This window comes from Mycoplasma sp. 480 (assembly GCF_051353065.1).
Taxonomy (GTDB): Bacteria; Bacillota_I; Bacilli_A; order Mycoplasmatales; family Metamycoplasmataceae; genus Mesomycoplasma_A.
The window spans coordinates 300649-319949 of record NZ_CP195722.1 but is presented as its reverse complement, the minus strand read 5'-3'; the positions used below and the strand labels follow the sequence as shown (position 1 = coordinate 319949).

Sequence of the window (19301 nt, the reverse complement as noted above, 5' to 3'; positions counted from 1 at the left end):
TATGAATAAAAATAATTTTCAATTAGATCATTTAGGTATTATTTTAGTAGTTATTATTATTTTGTTATGTATAGCGGCATCAGGAATTTTATTTTTTGTTTATTCCAAAAATGAAAAACATATTTTAAAAAATAGTTCTATTATCATTCCTTTAAGTTTTGATGAAGAAAACGAAAGAATAAGAGTAATAGATTCTAAATTTAAAGACAGTGTTTTAGAAGTTTTTAAAAATAAATTAAATATTTATACAGGAAATTGAGTTAAATTAAATGATTTTATACTTTTAATTGATGCAAAAGATCGTAGCAAGTTTATTGAAAATATGAAAACTTGATCTAATAAAGAGTTAGATTTAAATATAATTGATAAAGAAAACAAAAAAGAAACAAATAAAAAATATAAATTTATTTTTTCAAATGAAGGTGGAAAATATATATTTATTTATAGAAATAGATATAGCAAAATAAATATTAAATTTTTACAAAAAATTGTAAAAAAAATTAAAATTATGAAAATCAAAAATTTTAAAACTAATAAAAGATTTTCCTTATTTTTCAATTTTTCTTTAAGTACATGATTTATAAATGAATCTATTTCCAAAAACATTTTAGAAGAACTTGTGTATAATAATTTTTTACTTTATTTTAAAATAAAACAACTGTTTTTAGAAGAAGGAATATTAATTCTAGCTTTTAATTCCAATAATAAAAGAAAAATAAACAAAATAAAATATAAACTATATAAGTTATTTTCAAAATTAAAAAATAATTTTTTCTTTTCAGAACAATCTGTTGTTATTATTGATAATAAAACTCAGCAAAATTCAAGTTCAGGAAAAATAAAAAAAATGATTAACTTCTCACTATGAAAATCTAAAAATGTTAATAAAACTATTGAACTTGAACATCCTTATTTTTTAGAATATACAGAAGAATTAGAAAAATACGATAAGGCTATTGAAGAATTTAAAGAAATTCTTAAAAAAGATGTAATAACAACAAACAAATTAGAATTAAGAAAAGGAAAAAGAAAAATTGGCGAAATAGAAATAGATAACATTCGCCCCGAAATTAAAAAATTTCTTTTTGTTAGAGAAAAAATAAAAATAGCTGAAAAAATTCTCAAAAAAGATATTGAGTTAAAAAGTGAAGAAAAAAATCATAATTTTATTTATACATATACTGATGTATTTTTAAATTATTGAAATAAATTAGATAAAAATACTTCTAATTTAATTATCAGAATTAAAAGTTATTCTATGTTTTTAAAAAAATTTAAAGAAGCATCCAAACATAAAGAATTAACTTTTGACAGATGGGGAATTTATGTTCAAAAAATAAATTTATCGTTATTTTCTATATTAAAAGAAATAAAACCTAAATTTTTAGTAATTTCTTACGAAATACTAAATAACATAGAAGATGATTCCTTTTTAATTTCTTTAGAAACATTAAATAAAATTTGTTCTACCAACAAAATAACAATAATTTATGAAAACAAAAATAATATAATTAAAAACGAAAGGATTCTTGAAAAAATAGGTTATAACTATTATTTCAATATTTAAAATGCAAAAAATCAATCAAGAAGATGTAACAATTTTAATTAACGGAAAATATGATAAATATACTAAAAAAAGCATTAATTCATTAAAAAAACGTTTTCCTAAATCAACAATTTTGGTATCATGTTGAGAAAATGATGAAATTGATGAAAATCCTAAAGTTAGTAAATTTATTTTAAACAAGGATCCTGGTGGTTTTTATATAACTAAATTTAAATATGGTATTAATATTAATAGAATTATTGTTGCAACTCAAAATGGTTTAAAAGAAGTTAAAACCAAATATGTTTTAAGAATTAGAAATGATTTATATTTCAAAAACGATAATATTCTAAATGATTTTGCAAGTTTTTTCCACAAAAGAGATGAAAAATATAAAATATTTGAAAAAAGATTAATTTCTTCTACTTTTTTTAGTTGTGATTACAATAATTTAAGTTATGGTAAAATTGATTATGCTTATTTACATATATCTGACTGATTAAATTTTGGATTAACAACAGATGTGAAAAAATTTTGAGAACCAGTTCAGTTAATAAAAGACTTAAATGAATTTGCTTATTTTAATAAGAAAAATGACTTTCTTCCTGTAAAAATGCATCCAGAAAATTATTTACCTCAGTTCGTTTTTAAAGAAAATACTAATTTAAATTTAGAAGAAGTTGTTGGTGATGATTTAAAGAAAAAAGAAGAATTTGACAAGTATGTAAATGAAAATTTTATAACTTTAGAATCTAAACAAATAGGTTTTTATAATTTAAAATCCAGATATAAAGCGGTTACCAAACTTTCTTTACTAAATCTTGCTACACAGCCTTTTAACAAAAAATATATTTCTTTTTTAAAATATTATATAGATACATATGAACCTAATTGAAAAATAGCAAATAAATATAAGTTTGAAAGAAAAGAACAACTTCCTAGCATACCTTACAAAATACCTACAAAAAACTCTAAAATTCAATTTACTTTTTTTAAGTTAGCAATAAAATTTTGCATTAAAGAATTATTCAAACAACATTTAATTAAAATATTTTTTATCTTTTCTAAGAAAAATATTTTAAAATTAAAGAAAGAAAAATCCCAAAATAAAGAACATTATCTAAAGGAATCTACAAATGACAGAAAAAATAAATAAAGAATTTTTATCAAGATATTTTAATTCAATAGAAAAGAAAAATAACTTGATATATAAAAGTTCTGCCGATAAAAACAAAATATTAGATGAATACTATTGATTTATAAAATTACCTCAAAATTTGAAACAATTCATCCCAAACATTTATTTATATCAAGAACTAAACGATTTTAATACAATAGTTATGGATTTTGTAGATTTTCCTAATATTTATAACTATTTACAAAAAGAAGTTTATATAAATAATTTTTATGAATTAATTGACAAATTATTTTATGTGTTAAAACAATTTAAAGATACTTCTTTTTTAAATCCTTATGAAAATAAAGATGATTCTTTATCTCGTTTTATTTATATCGAAAAAACAAATAATAGAATAAATCAAATAAATGAATCAGAATTTGTAGATATTAATAAAAAAATAATTTTCAATAATAAAGAATTAAAACCTTTCAATCAAATTAAAGAAAAAGTTTTTAATTTAATTGAAGAAAAATTAATAAATAGAGAGTTACTTTCAATTGTTCATGGAGATTTTTTCTTTAGTAACATTTTATTTGATGAAAAAACAAAAGAAATTAAATTAGTAGATCCAAGAGGTAGATTTGATTATTACAGAGATGTTATAGGAGATTTGAGATACGATTTAGCAAAATTAAGTCATAGTATTTCTGGAAAATACGACTGAATTGTACACAATAATTTTTCTTTCCAAGAAAATTCTAATAATTTTATTCTAAAAGAAAATTTTCCTTTTTCTGACAAAGAAAATAAAGAAATTTTGCTTTATTTTAATAAAAAAATTATTGAAATATTTCAAATTTCTTTTGATGAAATTAAATTAATTGAAGGTTTATTATTTTTAACTATGATTCCGTTACATAAAGAATCTAAAATTCATCAAAAAATCTTTTATTTAAAATCTATTGAAATTTTCAATGATTTATTAAAATCGGAGGGTAAATGAGAATAGTTATAGATTTAGATGGCACTATTTGTGAAATAAAAAAAGAAAATCAATCTTATTCAGAAGTAAAACCTTTGCCCGGAGCAAAAGAATTTATAGATGAAATGAAACAAAAAGGTCACACAATTATTATTAATACAGCAAGAAATATGCAAACTCAAGATCATAATATAGGAAAAGTTATGAAAAATATAGGATTAGTAACTTTAGAATGATTAAAGAATCATAATATTCAATATGATGAAATTTTTTTTGGAAAACCTAATGGTGATATTACAATATGCGATCGTTCCATCCACTTTGAAGGATGAGATAAAATTAATGAAGATTTTTTAAAAAAATATGCAAAAGAAAGATAAAAAAACACAAAAAGCACAGATTGTAATATTAATGGCTGGAAACGGAAAAAGATTTAAAGAGAAAGGTTATACAACTGATAAACCTTTTATTACAGTAGAAAATAAAACATTCTTAGAACTAGCAATTGAATCTTTTGACAAGCAAAATACATTTATTCTAGCAATGAAAAAAGAATTTACTTCAATTTATAAAAAAGAAATTAGTTCTTTACAAAAAAAATATAAAATTAAAATTTTTACTGTAGATCAAACAACTACTGGAGCTGCTTCCACTGCTCTTTCTATTTGAAAAATTATAGATAATAAAAAACCTGTTATTTTTGCTGATGTTGATAATTTTTATTTAGAAAAAGAAGCACAAAAATTTTTAGAATTTTCTCTACAAAACAAATTTGATGCTGCTGTTTCAACTTTTTATTCTACATCTAATAGTTTTTCTTTCATAAAATACAAAAATAATTTAGTTTTAGAAACAAAAGAAAAAGAAGTTATTTCTAATCAAGCAATTTCTGGTCTTTATTTTTTTAAAAATGGAAAAAAATTTATTGATTATTGCATAAAAATGCATATTTATAATAAAAAAATAAAAGAAGAATTTTATATGTCTAATATTTTTAATTTAATGCTAGAAAATAAAGAAAAAATAGGATGAATGCCTTTAAAAGAAAACGTTTATATTTCACTTGGAACTCCTGAACAACTTGAAAATTATTTAAATAACAAATCTCCTAAAAATTAACGGAATAAAACTAAATATTTTTAAATCAAGGAAAAAGTTATATAATTATACTTATGAAAAAATTAGGTATTTTATTAGACTCATTTGGTGGTATTTCTAAACAAACTATAGAAAATAATGGTTTTGAAATGGTTCCATTGCAATTTACAATAGATGGAAAAGATTATATAGATAATGGAGAAGAATTAACAAATTTACAAATTTGAGAATTAGTCAAAAAATCTAGCAGTGCTTCCACTTCTTTACCTGCATTAGCAACCATACAAGAAAAACTTAAAAAAATGAATAGCGAATATGAAAATGTTATCGTTTTTTTAACTTCTTCAAAACTTTCATCTACTTATCAAACAGTTTTAGTAGAATCTAAACAATATGGAGACAAATTTCACATTATAGATAATCACTTTTTTACAGATGAAGCACTAGAACTGGGTAAATTTTTAGTTCAAAAATCTAATGAAGGCGTTGAACTAAATAAACTTTTAGAAATATCAAAATGAGTTGCTAAAAAAAGTATGAATTTTTTAATTGTTAAAGATCTAACTTCTTTAATTCGTGGTGGAAGATTAAAGGGAGTAAAAAAACTCTTACTTAATTCTCTTAAATTAATCCCTTTACTCAAAGTAGATGAAGAAGGAATTAATTTTGGTGGATTAAAAAGAACATTAAAAGGTTCTTATGAAAAAGTTTTAGAAAAATTAATCGATTTTATAGGTGGTAAACATAATTTAGAAAATTTTGAATTTAAATTTATGTATGCCAATGATTCAGAAATGAAAAACGAAATTATTAACTTATTTAATAAAGAAAAATTAGAACTTGGAAATATCGAAATAGCTTCTGCTACCGTTATGATACATACTGGAGTAGGTTGTTCTTCATTAGGTATTTGACCTAAATTATCAAAAATTAAAATATAAAAAAATACCCTTATTATTTTTTAGAAAAATTTGCCTTTTGGGTATTTTTTTTATTCAAAATTGCTGTTACTAACATTATTGGAATTATAGAAAAAGAACACAAAATAATTAAAAATATTCTTAAAATAATTCAATATTCAGTAAATTGATAAGTAATTAAAATGACAAATAAAGATAAAATTAATGGGAAATTAAAATTAAAAAAATTTATTTTTAAAACTTTAAGATATACAAAAATTGTTATTATTATAAAAGATAAAATAACATAAGAAAGTCCTATTAAACATAAATATTTATATTCTATGATTTCCTTTTTTTGAATTTCAGGAGAAAATAGAAAATAAATAACTAAAATAGGAATTATAACTATTAAAATAGTAAATAATCAACTTGGAGCTTTTGTAATTCTCATTATTTTTTATAATGTAATTTATGAAGCATTTTTATTATAAAATTATCAATATTTTCACTGGTTGAGTTTTCTTCACCGTATTTTCTATAAGTAACCAAATTATTTTTAATTTCATTATCACCAATAATAATTTGGTATTTTGTCTTCATTAATTGCGCTTCTCTTATTTTTTTATTAATTCTTTCATCTCTATCATCTAAATCAACATTAAAGTTTAATAATTGTAATTTTTCTTTTATTTTTTTTGCAAATTCTAAGTGTTTATCATTTTGAATTGGAATTACAACAAATTGTCTTGGACTTGCTCAAAATGGTAAATTCCCCTTTGTTTGTTCAAGAACAATAGAAATAAATCTTTCATATGTCCCTATTAAACCTCTATGGATTAAAACTGGAGTTTCCTTTTCATTATTTTCATTTATGAAACTTATTTTAAATTTTTCAGGAAGCAGAAAATCTAACTGTAATGTAGACATAGTAATTTCATGATTTAAAACTGTTTTTACTTGAAAATCAATTTTTGGTCCGTAAAATGCTGCTTCTCCTATTTTTTCTTCATAATCAATATTCAATTCTTTTAAAACTTTTTCTAAATCACTTTCTGCTTGGTTTCACATTTCATCATTATTGAAAAACTTTTCTTTATTTTCAGGATCTCTTTTAGAAAAAGAAACATAATCTAATTTAATATTAAACATATTTAATGTTTCAATAATCATTTTATATAAATGTTTAAATTCATCTACAATTTGACTTTTTCTAGCAAAAATATGACCTTCAGTTAAATCCATACCCCTTACTCTTTCAAGTCCTGTTAAAGCTCCTGATTTTTCATATCTATATAGTCTTGACTGCTCAGAATAACGTATAGGTAGTTCTTTATAACTTCTTTTTTGTCTATCAAATAAAATAATATGATGTGGACAAGTCATAGGACGTGCAATTAATCTTTCATTTTCTACCTCTATAGGTTTAAACATATCATCTTTATAATGTTCTAAATGACCAGAAGTTTTGTAAAGTTCTTCTGAACCAAAATGTGGAGTTAAAACTTCTTTAAATCCATATTTTTTGTCAAAAAATAAAATTCTATCTCTAATTGCGTTTCTAATTTTCATTCCATCTTCTAATCAAATAGGAAGTCCTTGACCTGAAAGATGTGAAAAAGTAAAAATATTTAATTCTTTCCCAATTTTTCTATGATCTCTTTCTTTTCTTTCTTTTAAAATTTCTAAAAATTGATCTAATTCTTCTTTAGTTTCTCAAGAAGTTCCGTAAATTCTTGTCAACTGTTCATTTTTTGATTTCCCTCTTCAATATGCACCAGCTATTGATAGTAATTTAAAATGTTTAATTTTTGATGTTGAATCTTCATGACCACCTGAACAAAGGTCTTCAAAAAGAATCTTATTGTTAGAAGGATTTATTAAAGAATAAAATGTTACTTCTTGATTTTTAGAAATTATTTCATCATATAATTCTTTTTTAAACGGTTTATCTGTAAAAGAATAATTTTCTCCACTTGTCTTTACCATTTTGTAACCACCAGAAGCTAAACTTTTCATTTTCTTTTCAATTTTATTTAAATCTTCATCACTTATTGGCTTTTCAAATTTAAAATCATAATAAAAACCTTCTTCAGTTGAAGGACCAAATCCTAATTGAACATTGGGATATAATTCAATAACTGCAGCAGCTAATAAGTGACTTGTTGTATGGTTTAATTCTTTATTAAATTTCATTTTATAATCCTATTCTTTCTTTAAATTTTTCAATTGTTTTTAAAGCTACTAAATTAGCTTTTTCTTTTCCTTTTAATGATAATTCTTTTATATCTTTTTTACAATCTCTGTATTTTTCCTGTAAATTAGTTAAAAATTCTTTAACTACAGTAGCAACTGATTCTTTAAATTCTTTATAATTTTTTTCTTTAAATAATGTTTCAGTTTCTTCTAAAGTGATATCTTTCAAAGAACTATAAATCGTTAATAAATTCAATATCCCAGGTTTGTCTTTTGAAATATAAACTTTGTTTTCAGAATCAGTAACAGCTTTCATTATTTTTTTATAAGCAATTTCTGGATCATCCAATAAAAAAATGGAGTCATTTTGATTAGTATTAGACTTGGACATTTTCTTAGTTGGATCCTGTAAACCCATAATTTTTGAACCCGTTTTTTGCACATAAGCTTCTGGTAATTTAAAATTCATTTTATAACTTTTATTTAATCTTTCAGCAATGTTTCTAGTTAATTCTAAATGCTGAATTTGATCAATTCCTACTGGCACAATATCAGCATTATAAAGAAGGATGTCTGAAGCCATTAAAGTAGGATAAATAAAAAGCCCTGTTGGAATTAAATATGTTCCATTTTGATTTTTTATTTTACTACTTTTATCTTTAAATTGCGTCATTCTTGATAGTTCACCCATAGTGGTGTTTACTAAAATAAATCAATTCAAAACTGAATGAGCATCAACATCAGATTGATAAAAAATTGTGCTTTTTTCTGGATCTAAACCACAAGCTAAATATAAAGCAAAAACATCTTCTCTAAATTGTTTTAAATCTTTTCTTTCTATCGGCAACGTTAAACTATGTAAATCAGCGATAAAAATAAAAGATTCATATTCTTCTTGAAGTTTTACTGTATTTTTAATTGCTCCAATATAATTACCCAGTGTTATTTTACCAGTTGCTTGAACGCCTGTTACTAATCTTTTTTTCATATATTAAATTATATAATAATCTATTTAAAATATTCTATTAAAATTTATAATTAAAGAATGATTATAAAAAAATAAAAAGGAGTAATAATATTTTATGGTTTTAAACCATTTTATATTAAAATAATAGTTATATGGAAAAACAAGATTATCAAGCACTTTATAGAACTTATAGACCAACTAAATTCAGTGATGTAAAAGGTCAAGATTTTATAATTAAAACATTAGAAAACATTATCATAAGTAATAAAATCTCTCATGCTTATCTTTTTTCAGGTCCAAGAGGAACTGGAAAAACCACAGTTGCAAAAATTTTTGCAACTGTTGTTAATTGTGCTCATAGAGAAAATATTGATGCTTGTGATTTTTGCATTAGCAACATAAACAAAAATTTTGATATTATCGAAATGGATGCAGCATCAAATAACGGAGTTGATGAAATAAGAGAATTAAAAGAAAATATTCAAAATTTACCAACTAATTCTAAATTTAAAATTTATATTATCGATGAAGTTCATATGCTTTCTAAATCAGCATTTAATGCTCTATTAAAAACTCTAGAAGAACCACCAAAGCATATAATTTTTATTCTAGCTACAACAGACCCACAAAAAATACCTTTAACTGTTTTGTCAAGATTACAAAAATTTAATTTTTCTAAAATTAATCTAAACATAATCACAAATCAGTTAGAAGAAATTTTAAATAAAGAAAAAATTTCTTTTGAAATAAAGGCTTTAGAAAAAATAGCAAAACTTTCTGATGGCGGTTTAAGAGATGCACTGTCATTGTTAGAACAAGCAATTTTGTTCTCTAATAATGATTTAACTTTAACAAAAGTGGAAGAAATTTTCTCTCTTATTTCTAATGGTGATTATGTTCAAATATTAAATTATTTAAATAGTAATTCTGTAGAAAAAATTATAGAAATTGCTGACTCGCTTTTTGAAAAGGGTATAGATTTTGCATCATTTATCAACAATTTTTTAATCGTATTGAGAGATTATATAATTTTTTCTAAAACAAAAAAAGTTAATATTTTAGAAACATTATCACAGCAAGAAGTTGAAAATATTAATATAAATATAAAATATGCTTTTAATATTATTACTGAATTAAATAATTCTTTAAAAAATTTATATGTAATTGAAAATAACAAAACTTTTATTGAAATTTTATTATTAAAACTCCTGTTTTTAAATAATAATTCTTCTGATGAAAATTTAAAAAACGAGCAAAAAGAAACAATAAAAGTTGAAAGTATTTCTGAAGTTGCAAAGGCAATAAAAAATTTAGAAATTGACAATTCTGTCAATATTATAAATAAAGAAAATACAACAAATAATTTACACAAAATAGATAATTTATTCTTAGAAGGAAAAGAAATAAAGGAAAATCCTATTAATAGAACTTCTTTAATAAAAGAAAAAACAGAAATAAAGAATGAAAATTTAAATTCAAATATTTTTAAAGAAAGTTTTTTACAAGATGAAATTTCAGAAGAACAAAATGAAGAAATAGAAAATAAAAATACTTCCATATTTCAAATAAATAACAATCCTTCTAAAGATAATAACAATAAAGCAACTCAAGAAATTACTTCAATTTTTTCTCAAGACTTAAATAAAGACTTAACCGATACAACTTTATTAAAGAAAAGTACAGAAGTTATTTTACTTGATAATGAAACTATTGATGAAAAATACCAAGAAACAGAAAATATCATAAATAGTCAAGATTATTTAACACAAACTAAAGAAAACATATATCAAACTAATCAAATTAATTTAGACAACAAAAAAGATGAAGAAAATATACAAACTGAAAAGCATGAAATTAAAGTTTATGATGATTTATCTTTAGAAAATACTGAAAATATAAAAATAGAAACAAAAGAAAAAAAATCTGCATTTTCCCTTTTAGACGATGAAGATGAACCAATACCAGGTCTCAAAACAGAAAGTATAGATATCGGAATTATCGAGGAAGATATTTTAACTGTAGATGAAGTAATTAATTTGTTTGGTTTATTCAAAACCAAAGCAAATTCAAAAGATTTTCTTCAAAAAAGAAAAGAGCAACTAAAGAATTTGGAACTAATTTCTCTTGGCAATAAACAATATGAAGAATACATTAATTACTTATTAGATGTTAAAATTATTACTGCAACTGATAAATTTATTTTAGTTTCTGCTAGTCCAGAAAATGAAAATTCAATTTGAGCTTTAAATAGTGTAAAGTCTCAAATTAATTTTAGAGAGTTAAATAAACTAATTTTTGAAGAAGAAATTCATTTCTTTGCAATATCTAAAGAATTATTTGACTTAGCGTCTCAAAAATGAAAAAGAATGCAAGAATTAAAAACTCTTCCTGATGTTTTTAATGAATTACCAGAAATAGTTTATAAAACTCAAAAAGAAATCGAAGAAGAAAAAATGATTTCCATATTCGGAGATAAATTTAAAAAATAAAAAAGAGGTAAAAATGAATATACAAGAAATGATAAAACAAGCAAAAAAAATGCAAGAAAGTTATACAAAAAAACTTAATGAATTAAACTCTACAGTTTTTGAATTAGAAAAACAAGGAATAAAATTAGAAATGTATGGGGACAGAACATTAAAATCAATTAATGTGCATGAAGCATTAATTGATCCTGAAGATAAAGAAACACTTGAAGATGTTATTATTTTAGCAATAAATGAACTTGTTGAAAAAATAAATAAAAAACATGATGAAATTGCACCAGCAAACGGAATGATGTAATGATAGGAAGTGAATTTAATGAGTTAGTTGAGAATTTAAAAAAAATTCCTGGAATAACAAAAAAACAGGCTGAAAAAATAGCTTTCTATACTCTAAATCTTAATTATGAAGAGTTAGAAAAATTACTAAATTCTTTTAAGCAACTCAACCAAAATTTAAATAAATGCATTTCATGCAATTTTATTTCCAAAAACAAACAATGCGATATTTGTTTAGATGAAAAAAGGGAGAAAAAATTATTAATAATCGAAAGTGACAATGAATTATTAAAAATAGAACAAAGTGATTTTTATAAAGGAAAATACTTTATTTTCGATATTAAAAACAAAGAAAATTATCAACTTGAAATTGAAAAAATATTGAGTTTTTCTTCTCAATTTCAAGAAATAATAATTGCTCTTTCTCCAACAATTGATGGATTAAAATTAACAAATTTAATTCATAAAAACCTTAAAGAAAAAACTAAAAAAATTATTATTTCTCAAATAGCTTTTGGAATCCCAATGGGTGCTTCATTAGATTATATGGATATAATAACAATCAAAGAATCAATAAACAATAGAAAAGAGTAAAATTATGTTTATAACTTTTGAAGGATTAGATGGTAGTGGAAAATCTACAATTTTAGAAAAATTAAAAAAATATTTTAAAGAAAATTATTCTAATTTATCTTTTGTTTATACAAGAGAACCCGGTGGAAATAATTTAAAAGAAGCAGAAAAAATAAGAGAGATTATTCTTGATCCAACCAACTCCATCGATGCAATGTCTGAAGCAGTTTTATTTGCTGCTTCCAGAAGATTACATTTAGAAAAAATAATTTGACCAAGTTTAAAAGAAAATAAAATTGTTATTTGCGATCGGTATGTAGATTCTTCAATTGCATATCAAGGTGCTGGACAATTAATCGGAACAAACAAAATTAAAGAATTAAACGATATAGTTATTAATGGTACATATCCAAACTATACTTTTTTATTTGATTTATCACCTGAAGAATCAAGAAAAAGATTGATTTCACAAAATAATCATTGTGACGATAGAATAGAAAAAAATGCTCTTGAATTTTTTCAAAGAGTTTATGATTCATATCATCAAATGGCAAAAAGTGATTCAAAACGTTATATAATCATTGATGCTTCAAAATCCGTAGAAACAGTTTTTGAGCAAGTAAAAAATAAAATAGATAAAATTTTGGAGTTATCAAAAAATGGATAATATTGCAAAAACTATAATTGAAAATTCTTTTTCTACAGGTAAAACCTTTCATTCATGAATTATAAATTCTCAAAATAAACAATTAGCAGAAAATATTCTGTTATTTTTAATTTCTAAAATACAAAACACAACCATTGAAAAAATAAACAAAAACTTTTTTCATTTTACAAAGGAAAATCCTTTAGATAAAGATATTTTAAAAGAAGTAATTAAAAAAATGACTACTTCTGCAGAAAAAAACGAAAATAATATTTTAGTTATTGAAAATGTTGAAAATTTACATATTGCTACATTAAATTCATTACTTAAGTTTATTGAAGAACCTAATAAAAATACTTTTATTATTTTTACAACTAAAAACATTAAAGCTGTTTTAAAAACTATAGTATCTAGGTCTTTTGTTTTAAATTTAAAAAATCCAAAACATGAATTATTAACAAAAAACGATGTTATTAATGAATTATTAAGTTTAACAAATAATTCAAAAGATAAAATTGAAAAATTTATTAATTCTTTTGAATCAGAACTACATAAAATAAAAACTACAAAAGATTTTTTTAGTTTTTTAATTTTAAATTGGCAAGAAGAAAATCATTCCATTTTTTGATTTATTTTTTTTGCACTTATTAAAAATTTAATTTTAAATAAGCATTCTTTTATTCAAAAACAAACTATTATTAATTTACAAAAAATTTTAAATTTAAGTTACAAAGATTATGAATTCATAATGTTGTTAATTAATGATTTCAATGAAAAAAAACATTATTATATTAATTTTGAACTTCAAAAAATGAATTTTATAGTTCGTTTAAAAGAAAGGTTTTTAAAAAATGAATCAAAATAAACTTTTTATTGTAGGTACTCCTATTGGAAATTTAAAAGATATTACACTAAGGGCTTTAGAAACTTTAGAAATGGTTGATATTATTTTATGTGAAGATACAAGAGTGAGTTTAAAACTTTTAAATCATTACAATATAAAAAATAAAAAATTAATTTCTTATCATAAATTTAATGAAAAAGAAATTACTAATAAAATAATGGATTATTTTTTGGAAAACAAAAAAATAGCTTTAATTAGCGATGCTGGAATGCCTAAAATAAGTGATCCTGGTTATTTTTTAATAAAAAAATGCTATGAATTAAACATTTCTTTAGAAGTTATTCCTGGACCAACTTCTTTTGTTTCTTCTTTTGTTTTATCGCCTTTTGAAGGAAATTTTACTTTTCTTGGTTTTTTAGCTGATAAAAGCAATCAAAGACAAAAAGAGTTTAAATCCTTAACAAAAGGAAACTATATTGCTTATGTTTCACCTTATAAATTAGTTGCTACATTAAAAGATTTGCAAACAATTTTTAATCAAGAAATTGAAGTTTTTTTATCAAAAGAAATAACTAAAATGCATGAAAAACACTATTTTGGTACTGTAGAAAGTGTTTTAAATTCTTTACCTGAAGTTATTAAAGGTGAGTGAACCATTTGTTTTAAATATAAAAAACACACAGAAAAACGCCAAAAGATTAACAAATATCAACAATTTTCCAAAAATTAACTATTTTTTGAATCTTTTTTAATTTATTTTACAGAATATAACATATAATTTTATCACCTAACTATACTTTATTATAGTAGGTAATTTTAGAAAGGATAAAATGAAATTTTTCTTTAAAACAAAAAGCAAAGATAAAGTAGTAGTTAATGACAAAAACTTTAGTGCAAAAGCTAAGTTGATTTTATCAAAAATTTCAGGTGCTTTTTTACTACCTATTGCTGTTATGGCGATAGCTGGATTATTTCTTGGTATAGGTGCTACCATTGAAAATTTATCATCAGGTGGTGGAAAAGTATTTGGGATTTTTATTAAACAATTAGGTCAACCAATTTTTGACGCTTTACCTTTATTATTTGCTGCTGCATTTGTAGTTTCCTTTACAAATGATGCAGGAACAGCTGTCTTTTCAGCTATTGTAGGATACTTTGTATTTTTAGCTTTACAAGTTCCTTTTATATCACCAGTTTATGAAACATTATCTAATAGCAGTCAAGTAACTGCTGGAAATGTTAATAATATTGTAGTAGAAGTTAATAAACAAGGAGAAATTGTTTATAAAGAATTAAAAGGTTATGTAGTTCTTTTTGGTGGTGCTGGTAGAAGTTTAGAATCTTCATTACAAATTGTAAAAAGTAGTTTTGGAATTCTATCTTTACAAACTTCCATTTTCGGATCTATAATTGTAGGTATTTTAATTTCTTATTTATATAATAAATTCTACAAAATCCAATTACCACAAATGATTTCCTTCTTTGGAGGAAAACGTTTTGTGCCAATTGTTTCAATCGTTGCTATGATTCCATTAACCTTTTTATTCTTGATCTTTTGACCATGAATAGGTGCTGGACTAACAGCATTTGGTAAACTTTTAAATAAAGCTCCAGTAGGTCTTGAATCACTTGTGTTTGGAATTATTGAAAGATCTTTAATTCCATTTGGATTGCATCATGCATTTTATGCTCCATTATGATACACAAATGTTGGTGGAGATGTGTACTCTTCTTTAGGAGATGCTCTTAAAGAAGGTGGTCCTTTATCTTCTACAAACTATGCATTACAAGAAAACTGAAAAAGTTACATTACAGCAACAGAACTTTATAAATTAATGGCTAAAAACCCAACTAAATGAGCTGGAGACTCTCTAATTTCAAATAGTGCTTTATCATTAGAATTTAACAATGTTGTTTATAATGTAAATGGAAAAACTGAAATTGCTCCTGTATTTACTTTCTTTGAAAAACAACTTGGAATTAAAGTAGGTAGATACTTACAAGGTAAATATCCATTTATGCAATTTGCTTTACCTGCTGCAGCTGCAGCAATGGTAATGGCAGCTCCAAAAGAAAACAGAAAAATAGCATTAAGTAGTGTTGTTCCTTCAGCACTTACTTCATTTGTAACAGGAGTTACAGAACCAATTGAATTTACATTCCTATTCTTAGCTCCTTATATGTTCTGAGGATTCCACGCAATAATGGCTGGATTTGCATTTATGTTTATGAACATTTTAGGTGCTCATATAGGTCAAACTTTCTCTGGTGGAATTCTTGACTTAATTATTTACGGAGCAATTCCTGTATTAAAAGGAACTAACTTCTGATGATGAGCAGTAATCGGAATTGCTTATGCTCCAATTTATTACTTTGTTTTCTACTTTGTAATCAAAAAAATGAATTTAGAAACTCCTGGTAGAGGAAGCAATACTAAATTATTTACAAAAGCAGATTTCAAAAATCAAAAAAGCTCAAAACAAACAACCAAATCTTCTTTAAATGCACAAGAAACTGAAATAGTTCTTGCTTTTGGTGGTTGAGAAAATATTGAAAGTTTTAATAACTGTGCTTCAAGATTAAGATATGATATTCTTGATAAAACAAAAGTAAATGAAGAAAGATTAAAAGCAGCAGGTGCAAAAGGTGTTAAATTTATCGGTGATAAACACGTTCAAGTTATTTTTGGACCAGTTGCTGAACAATTAAATTCAAAAATTAGTTCTCACAAAGGTGAAAAACTTGTTTTAGACAACGAAGAAAAACAAGAAAACGAAATTCAACAAGATACAAATAATAATATGAATTTAGATAATAAAGAAGTTGTTAAATTTAAAAATATTACTTCAGGTACTATTAAAGATATTTCTGAAATAAACGATGGTGTTTTTTCAGAAAAAATGCTTGGTGATGGTGTTATTGTTTCTCCAGATGCAACTAAAAAAATAGTTAAAATTTATTCACCATTTAATGGTGTAGCAACTACTGTATTCCCAACAAAACACGCTTATGGTTTAACCACAAAAGAAGGAATTAATATTTTAATTCATATAGGAATTGACACAGTTAATTTATCTGGAAAAGGTTTCACTTCATTTATTGAACAAGGAAGTGAAGTAAAAGAAGGACAATTAATTGCTGAAGTTGATATGGAATTCTTAAAAACAGCTGTTGAAAAAACTGATATTGTTTATATTGTTACTTCAGATTCAACAAAAACAGAAGTTATTAATAAACAATTGAAAAACTCTTCTAAAGATGAAATTGTCTTTGAAGTAAAATAAAAAACAAAAAAGAGATCATTTAAAATGATTTCTTTTTTTATGCTTTTAATGCTTTAAAAAAGAATTTTTTTTGGTATTATTTTATATTATTAAAATGAAAGATAACATATGAAAAAGAAAAAAATATTTAAAAACTTATATTCTATAGGTCTTATAGCAGTTCCTACTTTCTTAAGTGCTGTTTCTCTATCTTGTTCTGTTCAAAAGAACGAAAATAAAGAAAATCCAAGTGAAACAAACAATAAAGTAAATGTTATTAATTTTAACAATTTAGTTAAATTTAATAATTCTTCTGAGCAATGAGAATTAAATATTGAATTTGATAAAAATGTAAATTCACATTTAGAAATTGAACTACAACTAAAAAATGAAAATGAAGAAAAAGAGTTAAGTAGTGTTTCAATTATAAAAAACGAAAATTATGTAAATGGTAAAATTGCAACTTTTTCCTTTAAAAATAATATTATTCCAAATAAGCCATATTTATTAAAATCAATTAAACAAACCAATCAACAAAATGATAATTTGGAATTTTCCATAAAAGAAGAAATAAACAAAGAAATTGTATTTTCTAATTCAAACATTTCTTTTACAACGAATGAAAAAAATAAGGAAATTGAAACAAGTGATTTTGGTAATACTTTCAATTTAAATTATGACTTATCTTCTAATGATTTAAATAAATACATTTCATTAATTATTTATGAATTAAATAATGATAATATAATAAAAGAAGATTCTAAAATCACAACTGATAAAGAAATTATTAGCAAAAAATGAATAAGTATTCCAAAATTAAAGGAAAATACAAAATATTTAGTTAAATATGCATTAATTTACAATAATGAAAAAGATAGTGATTTTTTTGTCGCTAATCTAGAAAATAATTTTATTATATCAACTCCAAAAGAGATTTTAAATAAGCAAGATGTTGAAATAAAAGAAATTTATTCAAATTTACAAAATGATAAAAGAGTAATGGGTGAATTTTTAGAAAAACGTTCTATGAGAATTACTTACTTTGATGAATTATGAAATGTTTATAGCGATAAGGCTGGTAAAAGATCAGTATTATTTCCGTTTTCTTCAATAAATGGAACAGCTTGAGTTATTGATAAAGATCCTTCTGATTCAGAAAATTTAACTTATTATTTAGCAACAAATATCCATGTTACTAAAGTATTAAAATTTCCACAAGTTTATACAAATTCTTCGCAACTTATTAGTCAAAATAACAATTATAAACAAATAACTGAAGAAAAATTATCAATGCTTAATAATGTTTTTCAAGCTCAAGCTTCACTAAATTATGATGGTTCCATACCTGAAAAAACCTTTACAAATTTATTTCAAAATGAGTTATTTCTTTTAAAACCAAATGACAGTCAAGAATGAAATGATACTAATAAAAATCCAGTTAATACAAAATTAGTTTCTGACATTTTGAAAAAACATTTTTCTTATTACAATCCACAAAAAGACAATGGAGATAATTTTGGTTTCAATTATGACTCTCAAGTAATAAATACAAACTTCCAATCACCTTTCTCTTTTATAGAATCATATGAAATTATGGAACCATTACTTTATGATCATAACTTTAAAAACTATTGAAATCTAGATGCTCAGCATCAACCTACAATAACTAATTATCCAAATACAGGAACTGATTTTTCAATAATTAAAATTAAACTGAAAAATAACATAGAAAAACCAGAAGCTTTTAAAGAATATGATTTAAATCCAACTTTAATTGGAAATATTCAAAGTGAAGAAGGAAATAATTCCAAATTGAATCTAAATGTTTTTGGTTATTCTACAGTTGTAGATTCTCAACAAAATGCATTTGAAAAAAATTCTTTTATTGGGGAAACAACAGCTAAACGATATTTTAATGAGTCTTTAATTTCTTTTAACAATTCAACAAATACATTTACTGTTGATCCAAAATATAATGAGTTTGTAACAAAAGAAACATCCATATTAAAAGAAAATATCAATTTTAAAAATTCACAATTAGAGGGCGAAGGAAAGTTTTACTATAATAATGCCAATTTTGAAAATATTTGATATTTAAATGGTGTTGGGATATTAAATTCATTTTGAACTGGAAGTTCAGGTTCAGCAGTATTTGATAGTAATAAAATTCTTGTTGGATCCCTTTTTGCAACAAATGCTAAAAAACCAGGAACCATTGATAATGAAAATAGTAAAGAAAAAATATTATTTAGTGAAATAAACCCTGAAAATAAAGAAATTAACCCAATTTTATTTTATTTAAATACAAGAACTTCTGAAAATTCTTGACTAAAAAAATATTGAAATTCAATTCAAAAAATATTATCCAAAGAAGGTTATAGAAAAGATTAAAATTTAAGGAGAAA

The 19301-nt window shown here is 22.9% G+C and carries 17 protein-coding genes; 14 read left to right on the top strand and 3 right to left on the bottom strand.

Annotation, left to right across the window (positions count from 1 at the left end; all coding sequences use genetic code 4):
- The first annotated feature begins 1 nt into the window (after position 1).
- The 6 genes from ACR34G_RS01490 to ACR34G_RS01465 are packed head-to-tail and all read left to right on the top strand — an operon-like array spanning position 2 to position 5687.
- Positions 2 to 1567, top strand: a complete 1566-nt coding sequence (locus ACR34G_RS01490) for an MHO_4530 family protein (protein ID WP_436359027.1) — start codon at positions 2 to 4, stop codon at positions 1565 to 1567.
- A 1-nt stretch (position 1568) separates the two neighbouring features.
- A complete protein-coding gene (locus tag ACR34G_RS01485) occupies positions 1569 to 2702 on the top strand; it encodes a WavE lipopolysaccharide synthesis family protein (protein ID WP_436359026.1) in 1134 nt (377 codons plus the stop codon).
- Positions 2683 to 3675: a hypothetical protein gene (locus ACR34G_RS01480; RefSeq protein WP_436359024.1), complete on the top strand. Its 993-nt coding sequence runs from the start codon at positions 2683 to 2685 to the stop codon at positions 3673 to 3675. Before ACR34G_RS01485 ends, ACR34G_RS01480 begins: the two co-directional genes overlap by 20 nt.
- A complete protein-coding gene (locus ACR34G_RS01475) occupies positions 3666 to 4028 on the top strand; it encodes an HAD hydrolase family protein (protein ID WP_436359023.1) in 363 nt (120 codons plus the stop codon). Before ACR34G_RS01480 ends, ACR34G_RS01475 begins: the two co-directional genes overlap by 10 nt.
- Positions 4012 to 4767, top strand: a complete 756-nt coding sequence (locus tag ACR34G_RS01470; protein WP_436359022.1) for a sugar phosphate nucleotidyltransferase — start codon at positions 4012 to 4014, stop codon at positions 4765 to 4767. Before ACR34G_RS01475 ends, ACR34G_RS01470 begins: the two co-directional genes overlap by 17 nt.
- Positions 4768 to 4820: 53 nt before the next feature.
- Positions 4821 to 5687 carry a DegV family protein gene (locus tag ACR34G_RS01465; RefSeq protein WP_436359021.1) on the top strand — a complete coding sequence of 289 codons (867 nt, stop codon included), beginning with the start codon at positions 4821 to 4823 and terminating at the stop codon, positions 5685 to 5687.
- A 13-nt stretch (positions 5688 to 5700) separates the two neighbouring features.
- On the opposite strand, the gene ACR34G_RS01460 is transcribed toward ACR34G_RS01465, so the two are convergent.
- Genes ACR34G_RS01460 through trpS form a run of 3 tightly spaced genes read right to left on the bottom strand, consistent with a single transcriptional unit; the run spans position 5701 to position 8829 of the window.
- The gene (locus ACR34G_RS01460; protein ID WP_436359020.1) at positions 5701 to 6099 is read right to left on the bottom strand and encodes an MAG3450 family membrane protein; all 399 of its coding nucleotides are present in this window, start codon (positions 6097 to 6099) and stop codon (positions 5701 to 5703) included.
- Entirely contained in the window at positions 6099 to 7841 is a 1743-nt protein-coding gene (thrS, locus tag ACR34G_RS01455) for a threonine--tRNA ligase (protein WP_436359019.1), read from the bottom strand. The genes ACR34G_RS01460 and thrS overlap by 1 nt, the downstream gene beginning before the upstream one ends.
- A 1-nt stretch (position 7842) precedes the next feature.
- A complete protein-coding gene (gene trpS / locus ACR34G_RS01450) occupies positions 7843 to 8829 on the bottom strand; it encodes a tryptophan--tRNA ligase (protein WP_436359017.1) in 987 nt (328 codons plus the stop codon).
- Between the two features lie 131 nt (positions 8830 to 8960).
- Between trpS and dnaX the strand changes: the two genes are divergently transcribed.
- The 8 genes from dnaX to ACR34G_RS01410 all read left to right on the top strand — a co-directional run bounded on the left by dnaX (position 8961) and on the right by ACR34G_RS01410 (position 19287).
- Entirely contained in the window at positions 8961 to 11297 is a 2337-nt protein-coding gene (dnaX, locus tag ACR34G_RS01445) for a DNA polymerase III subunit gamma/tau (protein WP_436359016.1), read from the top strand.
- Between the two features lie 13 nt (positions 11298 to 11310).
- Positions 11311 to 11592 carry a YbaB/EbfC family nucleoid-associated protein gene (locus ACR34G_RS01440; RefSeq protein WP_436359015.1) on the top strand — a complete coding sequence of 94 codons (282 nt, stop codon included), beginning with the start codon at positions 11311 to 11313 and terminating at the stop codon, positions 11590 to 11592.
- Positions 11592 to 12164, top strand: coding sequence for a toprim domain-containing protein (locus tag ACR34G_RS01435; RefSeq protein ID WP_436359014.1), 573 nt, complete (start codon positions 11592 to 11594; stop codon positions 12162 to 12164). Before ACR34G_RS01440 ends, ACR34G_RS01435 begins: the two co-directional genes overlap by 1 nt.
- A 4-nt stretch (positions 12165 to 12168) precedes the next feature.
- Positions 12169 to 12810 carry a dTMP kinase gene (tmk, locus tag ACR34G_RS01430; protein WP_436359012.1) on the top strand — a complete coding sequence of 214 codons (642 nt, stop codon included), beginning with the start codon at positions 12169 to 12171 and terminating at the stop codon, positions 12808 to 12810.
- Complete coding sequence (locus ACR34G_RS01425; protein ID WP_436359011.1) at positions 12803 to 13654, top strand: hypothetical protein; 852 nt, start codon at positions 12803 to 12805, stop codon at positions 13652 to 13654. The genes tmk and ACR34G_RS01425 overlap by 8 nt, the downstream gene beginning before the upstream one ends.
- On the top strand, positions 13641 to 14363 hold the full coding sequence (rsmI, locus tag ACR34G_RS01420; protein WP_436359010.1) for a 16S rRNA (cytidine(1402)-2'-O)-methyltransferase: 723 nt from the start codon (positions 13641 to 13643) through the stop codon (positions 14361 to 14363). Before ACR34G_RS01425 ends, rsmI begins: the two co-directional genes overlap by 14 nt.
- Before the next feature lie 100 nt (positions 14364 to 14463).
- Positions 14464 to 16917, top strand: coding sequence for a glucose PTS transporter subunit IIA (locus ACR34G_RS01415; RefSeq protein WP_436359009.1), 2454 nt, complete (start codon positions 14464 to 14466; stop codon positions 16915 to 16917).
- Between the two features lie 108 nt (positions 16918 to 17025).
- Positions 17026 to 19287, top strand: a complete 2262-nt coding sequence (locus ACR34G_RS01410; protein WP_436359008.1) for a DUF31 family putative serine protease — start codon at positions 17026 to 17028, stop codon at positions 19285 to 19287.
- The last annotated feature ends 14 nt before the right edge of the window (positions 19288 to 19301 follow it).